This window comes from Limosilactobacillus avium (assembly GCF_947381485.1).
GTDB classification, from domain to species: Bacteria; Bacillota; Bacilli; order Lactobacillales; family Lactobacillaceae; genus Limosilactobacillus; species Limosilactobacillus avium.
Window position 1 is genome coordinate 1 of the sequence record NZ_CANCWN010000023.1, and the last position, 14,009, is coordinate 14,009.

Below are 14,009 nucleotides of genomic sequence, written 5' to 3' on the forward strand. Positions count from 1 at the left end.
GTGTGGTAACACCATTAAAGACCTTGATGGTTTTTTCTGTCCACTTAAATGTTCAACTTAAATTTTACAATCTGCCTCTAATAAAGAATTAACGAGGTGCAACATTGCTAGAAATATTTAAACCGACTTGGATGGTAAAAAGTATTTATACTGTTTCGCCAGACCAGTTGAAGGATCATGGCATCCGGGCAGTTTTCAGTGACCTGGATAACACCCTGATTGCCTGGAACAATCCCGATGGAACGCCGGAATTAAGACAATGGATGACATCGTTAAAAGCGGCGGGAATTCCATTGATCGTGATTTCCAACAACAGTAAGGACCGGGTCGCCAAGGCAACGGCCAACCTTGACCTGCCGTTCATGTCCCGCTCGTTAAAGCCCCTTAGCTTTGGGATTAACCGGGCCCGGGTCAAGCTTGGCCTGGCCAAGAATGAAGTGGTAATGGTTGGCGACCAGTTGATTACCGACATGGTTGCGGCCCACGAGGCCGGCGTCCGTAGTATCCTGGTTAAGCCCCTTCTTAATACGGATAAGTGGGATACCCGGATCAACCGCTTCTTTGAACGGCGCATTTGGAAGCAGTTAAAGAATAAGTATCCACAGTTAAAATGGCAGGAGGATTTGAATGACTGAACAAGATGAGGAATTACGTTGCATCGGTTGCGGGGCGGTGATCCAATCGACTGACCCGGCGAAAGTGGGCTATACTCCCGCTTCCGCAGTTAAGAAGGGTCTGGATAGTGACGAACTATACTGCCAGCGGTGCTTCCGCCTGCGGCACTACAACGAGATTGCCCCAGTATCGCTGACCGACGACGACTTCCTGCGCCTGTTAGGGCAAATTCGGGACGCCAACGCGCTGATCGTCTACGTTATCGATATCTTTGACTTTAACGGAAGTCTAATTCCGGGTCTGCACCGTTTTGTTGGTGATAATCCCGTACTGCTGGTCGGCAATAAGGAGGATTTGTTGCCCCGGTCACTACGGCGGCCTAAGCTCCGCGACTGGATGCGTCAGCAAGCCAACCAAGCGGGATTGCGACCGATTGATACGGTCCTGGTTTCCGCAAAGAAGAACCACCAGATTGATGACTTGTTAGACACGATTGAAAAGTACCGGCATGGTCAAGATGTTTATGTTGTCGGGGTGACCAACGTTGGTAAATCGACTTTGATCAACCAAATCATTAAGCAGCGGACGGGAGTCAAGGACCTGATTACGACCTCCCGCTTCCCCGGGACGACCCTCGATGAAATTGAGATTCCCCTGGATGATGGCCACCGCTTGGTTGACACCCCGGGGATTATCCACCCCCACCAAATGGCCCATGTCTTACCGGCAAAGGACCTCAAAATTGTGGCGCCCCAAAAGGAAATTAAGCCACGGACTTACCAGCTTGATGCCGGCCAGACTGTCTTCATCGGTGGGGTGGCCCGCTTTGACTACGAAAAGGGTCCCCATGCGGGCTTCGTCACCTACTTCGACAATAATTTAACCCTCCACCGGACCAAACTAACCAACGCGGATGCCTTCTATAAAAAGCACTTGGGGGACTTACTAACCCCCCCAACGGCGGATGAAAAGGATCAGTTCCCGCCACTGGAACGTGAGGAGTTCCGGGTAAATAAAAAGAGTGATATTGTCTTTGAAGGCCTGGGTTGGATTACGGTTCCGGCGGGGACAACGGTGGCCGCTTGGGTCCCTAAAGGGGTAGCCGCCCTGGTCCGCAAAGCAATGATTTAGTGAGGTAGAAATATGCATTTAAGAGGAAAACAAAAGCGATTCTTACGGGCGCAGGCTAATCACCTGCAACCGATTTTTGCCGTTGGTAAGGAAGGACTCACGGATAGCTGGCTGGCCCAGCTGGATGGAGCCCTCAACCGGCGCGAATTAATCAAGGTCAACATTTTACAGAATGCTGATGTTACGACAGATGAGGTTAAAGCGTTTATTGAAGACAACACCGCTATCCAGGTTGTCCAGGTGATTGGCCGGGTTCTGGTGCTGTTTAAGGTTGCGGATAACAAGGATCTCCGTGACCTCTCTAACCGTGTCGCCAAAATTTAGTAAGGAAGATTAACTATGCAGGGTTGTCAAGTGTATTCAAAAGTTAAGCCGGCGGTTAAGGTCCAGCCACTTGCTGACCAGCACCGGCGAATCGGTATTTACGGGGGGACATTTAATCCCGTTCATAATGCCCACCTCTTGGTTGCCGACCAGGTAGGCCATGCGCTGTGCCTAAATAAGGTGAAGTTAATGCCGGATGCGATTCCGCCACACGTTGACCACAAGGATGCGGTTAGCGGTGACCTCCGCTTGCAAATGCTGGAGCTTGCGATTCAAGGAAACCCGCTGCTTGGCATTGAGCGGACCGAACTAGATCGGAGTGGGGTGAGCTATACCTACGATACAATGGAGCAGCTGACCCGCCAACACCCGGATACGGACTACTACTTTATCATCGGTGGTGATATGGTTGACTACCTGGATAAGTGGCACCGGATTGATGACCTGATTAAGCTGCCCCGTTTTCACTTTGTCGGTGTGCAACGGCCGCATGCGAAGAACGCGACTAAGTACCCGGTAATTTGGGTCGATATTCCAGAAGTTGACATCAGTTCGAGTGATATTCGGGAACGAATTCGGCGGGGGCAGTCTGTCAACTACTTACTTCCGACGAAAGTTGCTGATTTTATTAAGGAGCATCATCTATACCATGACTGAGGAAATCACTTATACACACCACTACATTCCGCTTGACCGTGCTGAACTTGTTGCCCGCCTTCACGATGCATTACGTGATAAGCGTTTCCACCACGTGTTGCGGGTTGAGCAAACCGCCATCAAGCTAGCAAAGCAAAACAACGTTGACGTTGAGAAGGCCAGTATCGCTGGTTTATGCCACGATTACGCCAAGCAGCGTCCGGATGAAGACTTTATTAATGAGATCCACAAAAAGGGGCTGGACCCCGAACTGCTGAATTACGGGAACGCAATCTGGCACGGGGTCGTTGGTGCCGAGCTCATTAAGGATGAATTAGGCATCTGGGATGAGGATATTCTCAACGCGGTTCGCCACCATACCATGGGAGCGGCCGTGATGACTCCGCTTGAACAGGTTGTCTACATGGCGGACTACATCGAACCGGGCCGGGACTTCCCTGGTGTTGAAAGGGCTCGGGAGATCACTAACGCCAACTTGGGTGCGGGGGTGGCCTACCAGACTAAGCAGACCCTTGAATACCTGATTAAACACAACAGTCCAGTGTACCCGAAGACAATTGAAACCTATAATGCTTGGGTACCAGCATATAGAAAGGAAATTGAGTAAATGGAAAGCAAACAATTATTAGAAATGGTTGTTAAGGCCGCTGATGGGCGGCGGGCAGAAGACATTACCGCCCTGCAGGTTGACCAAATCAGCCCAATGGCCGACTACTTCGTGATCATGACCGGAGGATCCGACCGGCAGGTTCAGGCGATTGCCAATGCTATCATCGAAAAGGCCCACGAGAACCAGGTGGAAATTGGGAGCGTGGAAGGAAAGAACCATGCTAAGTGGGTCCTGATTGACCTGGGCGACGTCGTTGTTCACGTTTTCCGGGAAGAAACTCGGCACTTCTATAACCTGGAAAAGTTATGGTCCGAAGCACCGCTGGTCAACCTGGATAAGTGGGTTAAGGACTAATGATTTACCAGAGCTTCGCCCAACTATATGACCAGTTGTTTGACGAAACCCTTTATAAGGATTGGCGCGACTACACTCTCAAACGTTGCCCAGCCGGGTCTCTAGATGTTTTGGACTTGGCGGGTGGTGCCGGTCGGTTAGGCGTTTTATTGGCGCAGGCCGGCCTGACCGTGACGGTTGCTGACTTTTCGACGGAAATGTTGACGATTGCGAGCCAGCATGCCCAGGAGGCTGGCGTGGCCTTGAACCTGGTGGAAGCTGACATGCGTGACCTCCAGGCTTTTCCCCAGTATGACCTGGTGACGTGTTACGCCGATTCGCTGTGCTACTTACCAAATTTGGCAGACGTAAAGACGACCTTGGGGGAGGTCAAAAAGCACCTGAAAGCTGGTGGTCGCCTCCTCTTTGACGTGATCACGCCCTATCAAACGGACCAGGTTTATCCAGGGTACATGTATAACTACCAGGACGATGACCACGAGCGGGCGTTTATGTGGCAAAGCTTCGCGGATGATGACGTTGAACACGGTGTGATTCACGACCTGACCTTCTTTAACCGCCTACCGGATGGTAATTACCAACGGGTTGGGGAGACCCACTTTGAGCGTAGTTATCCCCAGTCACGGTTAATAGACGCGGTAAAGCAGGCCGGCTTTAAGCAGGTAACGGTAACGACGGACTTTGGCCGGCAGGCACCAGACGAGACGACGACCCGGTGGTTTTTTGAGTGTCAAAAGTAGGTGAGAAGATGGATGCCGTTGGGCTTGTAGTTGAATTTAATCCCTTCCATAACGGTCACCGTTACTATGTCCAAAAAGCCAAACAGGTGACGGGCGCAGACGTAGCAGTGGCTGTCATGAGCGGGGACTTTACCCAGCGTGGGGAACCGACCATTGTTGATAAGTGGCAGCGGGCCCACGCTGCGCTTTTGAACGGGGTTGACCTGGTGGTAGAATTACCCATCTGTTATGCTTGTCAGCCGGCCCACCGGTTTGCAGCGGGGGCCCTGGGCCTTTTGAACCAGTTGCAGGTCAAGAACGTGGCCTTTGGGGCTGAACATCCGGACTGGGACTTCAAGAAGTTAGTCGTCGCCGCCCGTGACTTCAACCAACAGGCGTTGAAACAATACAACGAGACTTACGCCACCCAATTTAATGACCAGCTTGCCCAACGAACCGGCGTAAGTCTAAAGGATCCCAACGATATTCTGGCATTTGCCTACACAAAGGCGGTCAGTGCCCACCACTACCCGATTAACCTGGTCCCAATTGCCAGGAAGGGGAGCAACTACCATGACGAGGAGATCCACGGTCGGATTGCGAGCGCCAGTGCCATTCGGGAGGCCGTTGCGGACCACGCTGCGTTTGCTCCTACCGTGCCACCGGCAATGTTATCGGCGCTTCAAGCTCTAGCGACGGTGCCTTCCTGGACGGCCCTGTACCCCCTTTTACGTAACCAGCTGATCCAGGCCCCTGTTGCCTCCCTGGCCCAGACCTACCAGATGGCGGAAGGACTGGAGCACCGGATGAAGGAGTTCGCGGAACGGAAATTGACCTTTCAGGGCTTCATCCATGGTATCAAGACCAAGCGTTATACCTATGCCCACCTGTTACGCCTTTGCCTATACACGACCCTCCAGCTGAACGAGGACGAAGTGGCGGCCCATATCGACCAACCCTTTATCCACATCCTCGGTTTCAACAAGCGGGGACAGGAATACCTCCACCAGGTGAAAAAGGGGGTAGCGGTGCCGATGTTTACCAAAGTCTCCCAGGAGATGAAAGAGGACCTGTATAACCTGGATTACCGGGCTGGGAAGCTTTACCAGAACTTCACACCTGCCGACCAGGACCTCAAGCACCCGCCACTGATAATTCGTTAGTTTATGGTAAAATATGAGCGGTCGTTTAGCCCGGTAAACCTGTCAAGGAAAAAGCATTGACAACCCCTGGGTGAGACTAGTATAATTGCACATGTTGCATTAGGAGGTTAGTACGATGAAATGGTCGTTAGAAGAACTACATCGTTATCAAAATGAGCCACTTCATATTCAGAGTACTTTTGATCTGAACGCATCATTGACTAAACTATTTCCGGATATTATCTTGGGGGTTACCCCCGTCAAGGTTGACGGATACGTTACTTATGACGGCGGCGATGCGACGGTAAGTGCCAATGTTAAGACGACACTGACAGTCCCATCCAGCCGTTCACTGACTCCTGTTGAGCTCCCGCTTGACTTTAACTTCACCGAGACTTATATTGATGATCGCAGCCACTTTTCCCGGTATGAAGATGATGAAGTTGTCTTCTTACTGAAGGATCGTGAGCTGATTGACTTCGATACCGCCTTGGCGGAGAATATCGTTGAGCAGGTTCCACTCCGGGTCCTTTCTGCGGATGAGAAAGCCGGGAAGCCAATGCCAAGCGGTAAGGGCTGGTCCGTCATCGCTGAAGATGACTATGCGGCAGACAAGCAGAAGAATAAAAAAGTTGATCCACGTCTCGCGAAGTTACAAAAGTTATTGCCTGATCAGGATGATAAAAAGTAGCGGACGGTTAAAAACCATTTGTGGATAATTAATTATTAGGAGGTGTCAAACATGGCTGTACCAGCACGGAAGACTTCAAAAGCTAAGAAGCGTATGCGTCGGGGTCACATCAAGTTGAACGTCCCTGGCTTAACTCCTTGCCCAAACTGTGGTGAACTTCGTAAGTCCCACATGGTATGCCCTAACTGCGGCTACTACGATGGCAAGCAAGTTATCAACACTAACAACTAATTATTTTAAGAAAAGATCATTCTTTAGGCGCCGGACCTGGGATGGTCTTTTTATTTTTTAAAGACAATTTATAAGGAAAATCACCATAAATTCGCGCCTTACCCTGGGGTTTATTAGAAAATTGTGATAAAATTGTTCTGTTAATTTAATGAGAATAATAGGCAAAAATTTATAGTAGGTGAAATTGATGAGTCGAATTTTAATTATTGAAGACGAAGAAAATTTAGCAAATTTCGTGAACTTGGAACTAAAACACGAGGGTTACGAAACCGATGTTGAACTTGACGGTCGGGCCGGGCTAGACGCAGCCTTGAACCAGGACTTCGATGTGATCCTGCTTGACCTGATGTTGCCAGAATTGAATGGGATTGAAGTTGCCCGGCGGGTCCGGGAATTAAAGGATACCCCGATTATCATCATGACCGCTCGGGATTCCGTTATCGACCGGGTCTCTGGTCTTGACCACGGGGCTGATGATTACATCGTCAAGCCGTTTGCCATTGAAGAGTTGCTGGCACGGGTCCGGGCCCTTCTTCGGCGGATTAGCATTGAAGATGGTAATAATAAGGAACACCAGACAACGGTGAACTACAAGGACCTGACAATTGAGAAGGAAAACCGGGTTGTTCGTCGTGGCGATGAGGTTATCAACCTGACGAAGCGGGAGTACGAACTGTTGTTGATCCTGATGGAAAACATTAACGTTGTCATGTCACGGAAGGAGTTGCTCAGCAAGGTCTGGGGTTATGACTCCAAAGTTGAGACCAACGTGGTTGACGTTTACATCCGTTACCTGCGGAACAAGATTGATCGTCCCGGCGAAAAGAGTTACATCCAAACCGTCCGGGGCACCGGTTATGTGATCCGTTCCTAGAGCTCGTGAGTTACTATGAAAAGTCAGAAAAACGGTAAACGATTTGTCTCTTTAAGGCTGAAGTGGGCCATCGGGACCGCCGTGGGTTCGCTGATTATCTTTTTCATTGTGGCTATTGCAATGTTCACTTCCTTTACCCAAAACCTCTTTCAGCAGGAAAGGAGTCTGTTAAACCAGGGGATGGACAACATCAGTCAACCCTTGGCAAAGAACGACCGGCCCTTGACCAAGCACTCAATCGAACAGGTCTTGGACCCGAACAATGACCATTCCTTTGTCAGGGGGGCGGATTACCGCCGGCCGGTGGTGAAGGAATTAAGCGACGGCCACCTGCTGGTTAATATCTATAATCCGCAGGGAAAGTTGCTCCTGTCGACTGGGCACTTAGAGGGGAAACCGTCCCTCGTCAACGAACGTCAGGTACGGATTGCCCAGGGAAAGCACCACAAAATTTTGCTTGGCCATATGCCAATCTATTCTCATGATACCCAGCGGGTAATTGGTTACCTGCAAATTGAAAACAACCTCAATTCCTACGCGAAGAGTTACCGCCAACTGCGGCTGGTCAGCATCATGGCCCTATGCCTCGTTGTTTTAGCAAGTGGCCTTCTCGGCTATGCCTTGTCCTACTTCCTGTTACGGCCCCTTGGCGATATTCACGACACAGTTAAGGTAATTAGTAAGGACCCGACGAAGGATGTCCGGGTGCCAGTCAGCAACCGGAACGATGAATTGGCGGAACTGATTGACATGTTTAACGACATGCTGGACCGAATGCAGCGTTATATCGAACAGCAGAGTCAGTTTGTCAGCGACGTCAGCCATGAGCTCCGCACCCCGGTTGCCATCATCCAGGGGCACCTTGATATGTTGGAACGGTGGGGGAAGGATGATCCCCAGGTTCTCGGCGATTCTCTAAAGGCCTCCTTAATTGAGACTAAGCGGATGAAGAACCTTGTCCAGGAGATGCTGGACCTTAGCCGAGCCGAACAGGTTGAAATCAACTACCGCAATGAAAAGACGGTTGTCAATGACGTTGTCCACCAGGTCTTTAATAACTTTAAGATGCTTTATCCGGAGTTTACCTTCAACCTTGATGATGACCTGGATGAGAAGATCACGGTCAACATTTACCGTGACCACCTTGAACAGGTCCTGGTAATCCTGTGCGATAACGCTGTTAAGTACTCCCAGGACCGCAAGGAGATTCATATCACCCTTTCACGGGGGATGAACACCATCGAGATTGGTATTCAAGACTTTGGTGAGGGGATTGCCCCCGAGGATGCTAAACGCGTCTTCGACCGCTTCTACCGGGTTGATAAGGCCCGGAGCCGGAAGAAGGGGGGCAATGGCCTGGGCCTCTCGATTGCTAAGCGCCTGATTGAGGGCTACCACGGGTCAATCAGTCTGGAAAGTTCACCCGGTGCGGGATCACTTTTTAAGATTGTCCTGCCGATTGTTGAGGATTCAGAGTCACTGAAATAAAAAAATGAGTTTCAACGTTCAAAACGTTGAAACTCATTTTTTATTACCATTTTTTGGTCCGTTCCCTAGTAATAACAAGTGCGATGATGAAGACCAGTAGCTCTGTCACCGGAACGGCTGCCCAAACCCCATTAATCCCTAGTGTGTGGGCTAGTAACAAGATCATCGGCAGGAGGATGATGTAACCCCGCAAGAGTGACAGGGTAAATGATGCCCGCGGCATGTCAATGGCCGTCAGGAACAGGATTAACATCAGGTTCAGGGCAATAAAGAAGATTCCCGTAAAGTAAATCGGTAGTCCGGTGCTGGCGTAAGCGGCCAGCTGGCTGGAATTAGTTGTGTTAAAGAGGCTGATAATCTGCTGCTTGAAAACAATCAGGATGATAAAGTTAATCACCGCCAAGCTCAGGGTGATTTGAATGCCCCGTTTAAGGGCCTGCTTAACATTGGCAAAGTGGCCCGCACCAAACTCCCGGCTGGCAATTGGTTGTACCCCAAGGGCCACCCCGTTGGAAATGGCCAAGACCACGATGGCGATGTTGGAGACCACCCCATAGGCCGCCACTGCGTAATTGTTGGCTAGGGCTAAAAAGACCCGGTTGAAGAAGTAGATGCTGATCCCGTTACTCATTTCGTTTAGTGCGGCCGCGATACCCAGACTCGCCGCCTTGGCCAGGTTACGGATTTCTGGCAGCTGCCAGTGAAGGGTAAGCTGGCGACCTTTGAAGTGGCGGTGCCTGGTGAGTACCAGGAGGCTAATCATGGGCGAAACCAAGGCGGCAAGCGCGGCCCCCTCAATCTTTAGTCCGCAGCCAAAGATCAGCAACCAATCGATGACAATCACGGAAAGGGTTTCGGTAAGGGTCGCCTTCATCGTCAGTGTCGGGTTATTATCGTTGCGGACAAAGTTGACCGAGATGTAACTACACATGTAAAGGGGCCCACTCCAGGCAATGATTCGCAGGTAGGTGATTGACATCGCCCGGGTCTGCTCATCGGCCCCTAAGAAGTCAACGACGGGATGGGCAAAGATGGTTAACAAGATGGCCAGTACCACCCCGAAAATCCCGGCAAAGGTGATTAGCTGGCTAAAGAGGTCTTTGACCCGTTCAGGGTGCTGGACCTTATTGAGCGAGAACATGGTGGCGCCACCGACACCCAGTAAGAGCCCGGTCGCGTTAAAAATGCTAAAGACTGGTAACACGATGTTCAGGGTGGCCAGGCCAAAAGCCCCCGCAGCAATCGAAATAAAAAGGGTGTCGATAATTACGTATAACGACAACCCTAAAGTAGCGATGACATTCCGCGTGACGTAGTGGCGAACCTCACCGTTAATTGAACTATTCATTTAGATCGTCCTCCTCGCGCTCTCGTCTCCCAACACGTGGTTGGGCGCCTGTCGGAGAACTATAAAGTAACTTCAGCAAAACCCGGCGATTTTGCAACCCTTATTTACAAATATCTATCTTACAGGATTTTTGCCCGGCTTTTCAACTGTTTAGATTAAAATCCCGTGGCAGTGGTCAACCTCATGCTGGACAATTTCAGCAGCAAAGCCGTCCAAGGACAGCTCAGTGACCTGCCAGTTTTCGTTGCGGAAACGAACCTTAATCTTTTGGTAGCGGGTGGTTGGGCGCTGACCAGGCAAGGAAAGACAGCCTTCCTTGGTTTGGTAGGGGCCCTGTTTGCTAATGATGGTGGGGTTGAACATGACAACCGGGAGGGGACCCAGCTTGGCAATAATCACTTGCTTGGTGATGCCAATCATGTTGGCCCCCATCCCCACGCAGCGGTCAGCATTTGCCCGGAGGGTATCGCGGAGGTCATTAGCGAGTGGCAGGTCGGCTCTGGTTGCCGGTTGGCAGGGCCGGGAGAGAATCATTGTGTCCTTATTAATTGCTTTGATCAATTTAATCCTTCTTTCTAAAAAGGTGGCTGGAAGAAAATTTCGCTTTTTCCCAGTCACCTTTATTTTTCAAATATTACAACGCAGCTATTTGCTTTTGTAAGCACGCCTTTTGCGTCTTGCGTAAGACGACGCTGGCTAATTACTTGTGGTGGTGTTGCTTACCAGCATTCCGTTGCCGGTTCCGCTTTTCACGTTCCACCGTCTTTTGAGATGTGGCACCCGGCTTCTTGAGCTGGTCAATTGCCGCCGACGTTGCATTTGCTGCTGGCGCGGTCTTGGGTGCTTCCGGCATCTTGATGGGGTTCTTCTTAGCCTCTTCTTCGATCCGCTTCCGGATACGTGGCCGGTAGGCATTGACCATCAGGGTTTGCAGGATGGCGAAGAGCCCACCAATGAAGAAGTAGAGCCCTAAACCGGCGGATGAGGTCAGCGAGATAAAGAAGGTCATAAACGGACTCATCCAGATGGCCATCTTCATTTGCTTCTTCTGTTCTTCCGGAACACCGACAAGGCCCAGGTAACTCTGAACCGCGTAGGCGATGAAGGACAGGACAGCGAAGATAAAGCTAGGCTTCCCTAAGGCAATTCCGAAGAAGGTCGCGTGGTAGAGGTCTGGGGAATAACGAATTGCGGCGTAGAGGGCGGCAAAGACAGGCAGCTGAATCAACAGCGGCAGGCAACCAATTCCCCCGGTCAGACTGATGTTGTTATCCCGGTAGAGGGCCATCATCTGTTGACTAACTGCGGCCTGCTCTTCCGGTGTCTTAGCAGCCTTCTGTTTGGCGGTCAGCTCCTTAATCAGCGGCTGAACCCGGGCCATCTTTTCCTGGGTGATCGTTGACTTCTTCATCTGCGAGAACATGACCGGCAAGAGGATCATCCGGACAACCACGACAATCACGATAATTGCCCAGCCGTAGTTGTTGCCAAAGTGAGCGGCCAGCCATTCCATCAGGTGCTGCATGGGCTTAGCCATGTAGTCGTACACGAAACCGTACGGCTTACCGCTCTTCGTAGTACGGACACAGCCACTCAGTACGAAAAGCATCGTGGTTAAGAGCCCCACAACGGTAATTCTTTTATGCTTCATTTATTATTTTCTCCTTGTTATATAGTTACAAACATGACATATCTTAACCTAAAATGCGCTTAAATTCTAGGTAGGACGCTCAATTAACGCCGAATTGTGAAAGTCTGACCATAGTCTTGGCACCGGCCCGTGGTGACCTGGCAGTCAACCACCCGGGCGTATGGGGTGGGTCCCGCCTTTACCCTCTTGATAAATTGTTGGACTTGGTCTTCTTGTCCCTGAACCTCGATATAGACCTGGCCGCTGGGCAGGTTTCTAACAAAGCCAGTGACCTTGAACTGGCGGGCAATGTTCATGCATCCCCAGCGGAAGCCAACGCCCTGGACGATTCCACTAATTGTAAGCTGATAGTTAACCATTTCAATTCTCCTTAAGCAAAATTTATGAAATGATGAATGGGTTGCTAGTATTGTACAACATTTTTCATGGTATAATTATGTGATAAGAAAGGTTGTTTAACTAATGGAAGAATTAACTTCGGTTCATAACCAACACGTTAAGAATTGGAAAAAGTTGCAGACAAAGAAGTACCGCCGGCAGAGTGGGGAATACCTGCTTGATGGATGGCACTTAGTCAATGAGGCCCTGAAGGCGGGGAACCAGATCAATCAGCTGATTGGTACAGAGGATCAGCTGGCAGCCCACCCCGACTTGCAGGAACAGGCGGGGGCAACCTACGTCGTCACTGAGGAAATCATGAAGCACATTACCGACACGGTAACCCCCCAGGGAATTGCCGCGGTGGTGGACCTGCCGGATGCCCACCGGGTGCCGGAAAAGATTACCGGCGCCTGGCTCTTCTTGGACCGTGTTCAAGATCCCGGAAACGTCGGCACAATGGTCCGGACCGCTGATGCGGCGGGCTTTGCTGGGGTCGTTGTCAGCAACCGGTCGGCTGATATCTTTGGCCCCAAGGTTGTCCGGTCAATGCAGGGTAGTCAGTTCCACCTGCAGCTTTTGGAGGGTGACCTGAAAAAGTGGATTGCCGACTTTAAGAAGGTTGGTGCCCCTGTTTATGGGACCCAACTGAACCCGGCTGCAAAGAACTTCCGCACGGTTAAACCTGGATCGACCTTTGCCTTGATTATGGGGAACGAGGGCCAGGGGATGGACCAGCAGCTACTTGCCCAGACCACTGCCAACCTCTACATCCCAATGCGGGGTGAAGCCGAGTCGTTGAACGTTGCTGTGTCAGCGGGAATCTTAATGTTCCAGTTGAACCAGCAATTAGGTTAAGTCGTTATTGTTTAAAATAGTTGCCTGATTAGGTATGATAAGTACCAACCGGATGAAAAGGGGTATTACATGAAAACAGAGAATGAATGGCGTAACGACAAGGAGTATGTAGCGATTATTAGTGACCTGTTAGCCCAACCGGCAGTTCAAAAGCTGGCCAACTACACTCAGCACCATCATTCTAACCGCCTTCAGCACTCAATTGCGGTTTCTTACGATAGTTACAAGATCGCCAAAAGAATGCATTTGGACTACCGGAGCACGGCCCGGGCTGGCTTGTTGCACGACCTGTTCTATTATGACTGGCGGACAACGAAGTTTGACTTAGGTACCCACGCCTTTATCCATCCACGGGTAGCACTGCGGAATGCAGAGAAGATTACCCCATTGAATAAGAAGGAAAAGGATATTATCCTAAAGCACATGTTTGGCGCCACGATGGCGGTTCCCCGCTATCCAGAGAGTTTGATTGTCTCCTTAGTCGATGACTTTGAGGCGGAGCACGAATTCTTTGGCCCCCTGCGGGCAAAGCTGCGGCGGAAGATCAAGAAGCGCCGGATGCGGACAACTTGGTAGAAAGGAGTGTTATGATGCCAAAATTAGCTGAAGAAAAGGTAGCTGATGGTGACTGTAAACTGTGCCCAAAGTTTACGCAGACATTTATGATGCTTGGCAAGAAATGGAATGGGTTGATTATTGAGGTTCTCCTGGAGAATCCCCAATTACGGTTCAAAGACATTGCAAATGCAATTACCAAGTGTAGTGACCGGGTCCTGTGTGAACGGCTCAAGGAGTTGGAGGACGAACAGATCGTCATCCGTAAGACCTATCCAGGAACGAGCCGGGTCGAGTACGCGTTGACGGCCCGGGGTCAGGAATTAGCCCCCGTGATGAAGGCCGTCCACCAGTGGAGCGACAAGTGGTGCTAATTTCCGCTT

Annotated in this window: 19 protein-coding genes; 15 read left to right on the plus strand and 4 right to left on the minus strand. The window is 50.6% G+C overall.

The features are described 5' to 3' along the window. Positions 1 to 104 precede the first annotated feature (104 nt). From QOS01_RS07640 to QOS01_RS07695, 12 genes are all read left to right on the plus strand, one after another. Entirely contained in the window at positions 105 to 635 is a 531-nt protein-coding gene (locus tag QOS01_RS07640; protein WP_283621822.1) for a YqeG family HAD IIIA-type phosphatase, read from the plus strand. Beyond that, positions 628 to 1,746 (plus strand): ribosome biogenesis GTPase YqeH, encoded by a 1,119-nt coding sequence (yqeH, locus tag QOS01_RS07645; RefSeq protein WP_283621823.1) that lies wholly within the window; start codon positions 628 to 630, stop codon positions 1,744 to 1,746. The genes QOS01_RS07640 and yqeH overlap by 8 nt, the downstream gene beginning before the upstream one ends. Positions 1,747 to 1,758: 12 nt before the next feature. Next, a complete protein-coding gene (gene yhbY, locus QOS01_RS07650) occupies positions 1,759 to 2,070 on the plus strand; it encodes a ribosome assembly RNA-binding protein YhbY (protein ID WP_047770545.1) in 312 nt (103 codons plus the stop codon). Positions 2,071 to 2,085: 15 nt separating this feature from the next. Further along, a complete protein-coding gene (locus QOS01_RS07655; RefSeq protein WP_283621824.1) occupies positions 2,086 to 2,727 on the plus strand; it encodes a nicotinate-nucleotide adenylyltransferase in 642 nt (213 codons plus the stop codon). Then, positions 2,720 to 3,334, plus strand: coding sequence for a bis(5'-nucleosyl)-tetraphosphatase (symmetrical) YqeK (yqeK, locus tag QOS01_RS07660; protein ID WP_283621825.1), 615 nt, complete (start codon positions 2,720 to 2,722; stop codon positions 3,332 to 3,334). Before QOS01_RS07655 ends, yqeK begins: the two co-directional genes overlap by 8 nt. Then, positions 3,335 to 3,691 carry a ribosome silencing factor gene (rsfS, locus tag QOS01_RS07665; RefSeq protein ID WP_283621826.1) on the plus strand — a complete coding sequence of 119 codons (357 nt, stop codon included), beginning with the start codon at positions 3,335 to 3,337 and terminating at the stop codon, positions 3,689 to 3,691. Next, a complete protein-coding gene (locus QOS01_RS07670; RefSeq protein ID WP_283621827.1) occupies positions 3,691 to 4,431 on the plus strand; it encodes a class I SAM-dependent DNA methyltransferase in 741 nt (246 codons plus the stop codon). Before rsfS ends, QOS01_RS07670 begins: the two co-directional genes overlap by 1 nt. 8 nt (positions 4,432 to 4,439) lie before the next feature. Continuing rightward, complete coding sequence (locus QOS01_RS07675) at positions 4,440 to 5,573, plus strand: nucleotidyltransferase (RefSeq protein ID WP_283621850.1); 1,134 nt, start codon at positions 4,440 to 4,442, stop codon at positions 5,571 to 5,573. 115 nt (positions 5,574 to 5,688) lie between these two features. Beyond that, complete coding sequence (locus QOS01_RS07680) at positions 5,689 to 6,243, plus strand: DUF177 domain-containing protein (RefSeq protein ID WP_283621828.1); 555 nt, start codon at positions 5,689 to 5,691, stop codon at positions 6,241 to 6,243. 51 nt (positions 6,244 to 6,294) lie between these two features. Continuing rightward, positions 6,295 to 6,474: a 50S ribosomal protein L32 gene (rpmF, locus tag QOS01_RS07685; RefSeq protein ID WP_047770556.1), complete on the plus strand. Its 180-nt coding sequence runs from the start codon at positions 6,295 to 6,297 to the stop codon at positions 6,472 to 6,474. 187 nt (positions 6,475 to 6,661) lie between these two features. Further along, complete coding sequence (locus tag QOS01_RS07690; RefSeq protein WP_003715333.1) at positions 6,662 to 7,348, plus strand: response regulator transcription factor; 687 nt, start codon at positions 6,662 to 6,664, stop codon at positions 7,346 to 7,348. A gap of 15 nt (positions 7,349 to 7,363) precedes the next feature. After that, a complete protein-coding gene (locus QOS01_RS07695) occupies positions 7,364 to 8,836 on the plus strand; it encodes a sensor histidine kinase (protein WP_283621829.1) in 1,473 nt (490 codons plus the stop codon). Positions 8,837 to 8,879: 43 nt separating this feature from the next. On the opposite strand, the gene QOS01_RS07700 is transcribed toward QOS01_RS07695, so the two are convergent. From QOS01_RS07700 to QOS01_RS07715, 4 genes are all read right to left on the minus strand, one after another. After that, a complete protein-coding gene (locus QOS01_RS07700; protein ID WP_283621830.1) occupies positions 8,880 to 10,184 on the minus strand; it encodes an MATE family efflux transporter in 1,305 nt (434 codons plus the stop codon). Positions 10,185 to 10,334: 150 nt separating this feature from the next. Beyond that, a complete protein-coding gene (locus tag QOS01_RS07705; RefSeq protein WP_283621831.1) occupies positions 10,335 to 10,745 on the minus strand; it encodes a peptide deformylase in 411 nt (136 codons plus the stop codon). Between the two features lie 139 nt (positions 10,746 to 10,884). After that, positions 10,885 to 11,835, minus strand: coding sequence for a membrane protein insertase YidC (gene yidC, locus QOS01_RS07710; protein WP_283621832.1), 951 nt, complete (start codon positions 11,833 to 11,835; stop codon positions 10,885 to 10,887). 83 nt (positions 11,836 to 11,918) lie between these two features. Next, entirely contained in the window at positions 11,919 to 12,194 is a 276-nt protein-coding gene (locus QOS01_RS07715) for an acylphosphatase (RefSeq protein WP_283621833.1), read from the minus strand. Between the two features lie 103 nt (positions 12,195 to 12,297). Between QOS01_RS07715 and QOS01_RS07720 the strand changes: the two genes are divergently transcribed. The 3 genes from QOS01_RS07720 to QOS01_RS07730 all read left to right on the plus strand — a co-directional run bounded on the left by QOS01_RS07720 (position 12,298) and on the right by QOS01_RS07730 (position 14,000). Further along, a complete protein-coding gene (locus QOS01_RS07720; RefSeq protein WP_283621834.1) occupies positions 12,298 to 13,071 on the plus strand; it encodes a TrmH family RNA methyltransferase in 774 nt (257 codons plus the stop codon). Between the two features lie 69 nt (positions 13,072 to 13,140). Then, on the plus strand, positions 13,141 to 13,647 hold the full coding sequence (locus QOS01_RS07725; protein WP_283621835.1) for an HD domain-containing protein: 507 nt from the start codon (positions 13,141 to 13,143) through the stop codon (positions 13,645 to 13,647). A gap of 14 nt (positions 13,648 to 13,661) precedes the next feature. Then, entirely contained in the window at positions 13,662 to 14,000 is a 339-nt protein-coding gene (locus QOS01_RS07730; protein ID WP_283621836.1) for a winged helix-turn-helix transcriptional regulator, read from the plus strand. Positions 14,001 to 14,009 lie beyond the last annotated feature (9 nt).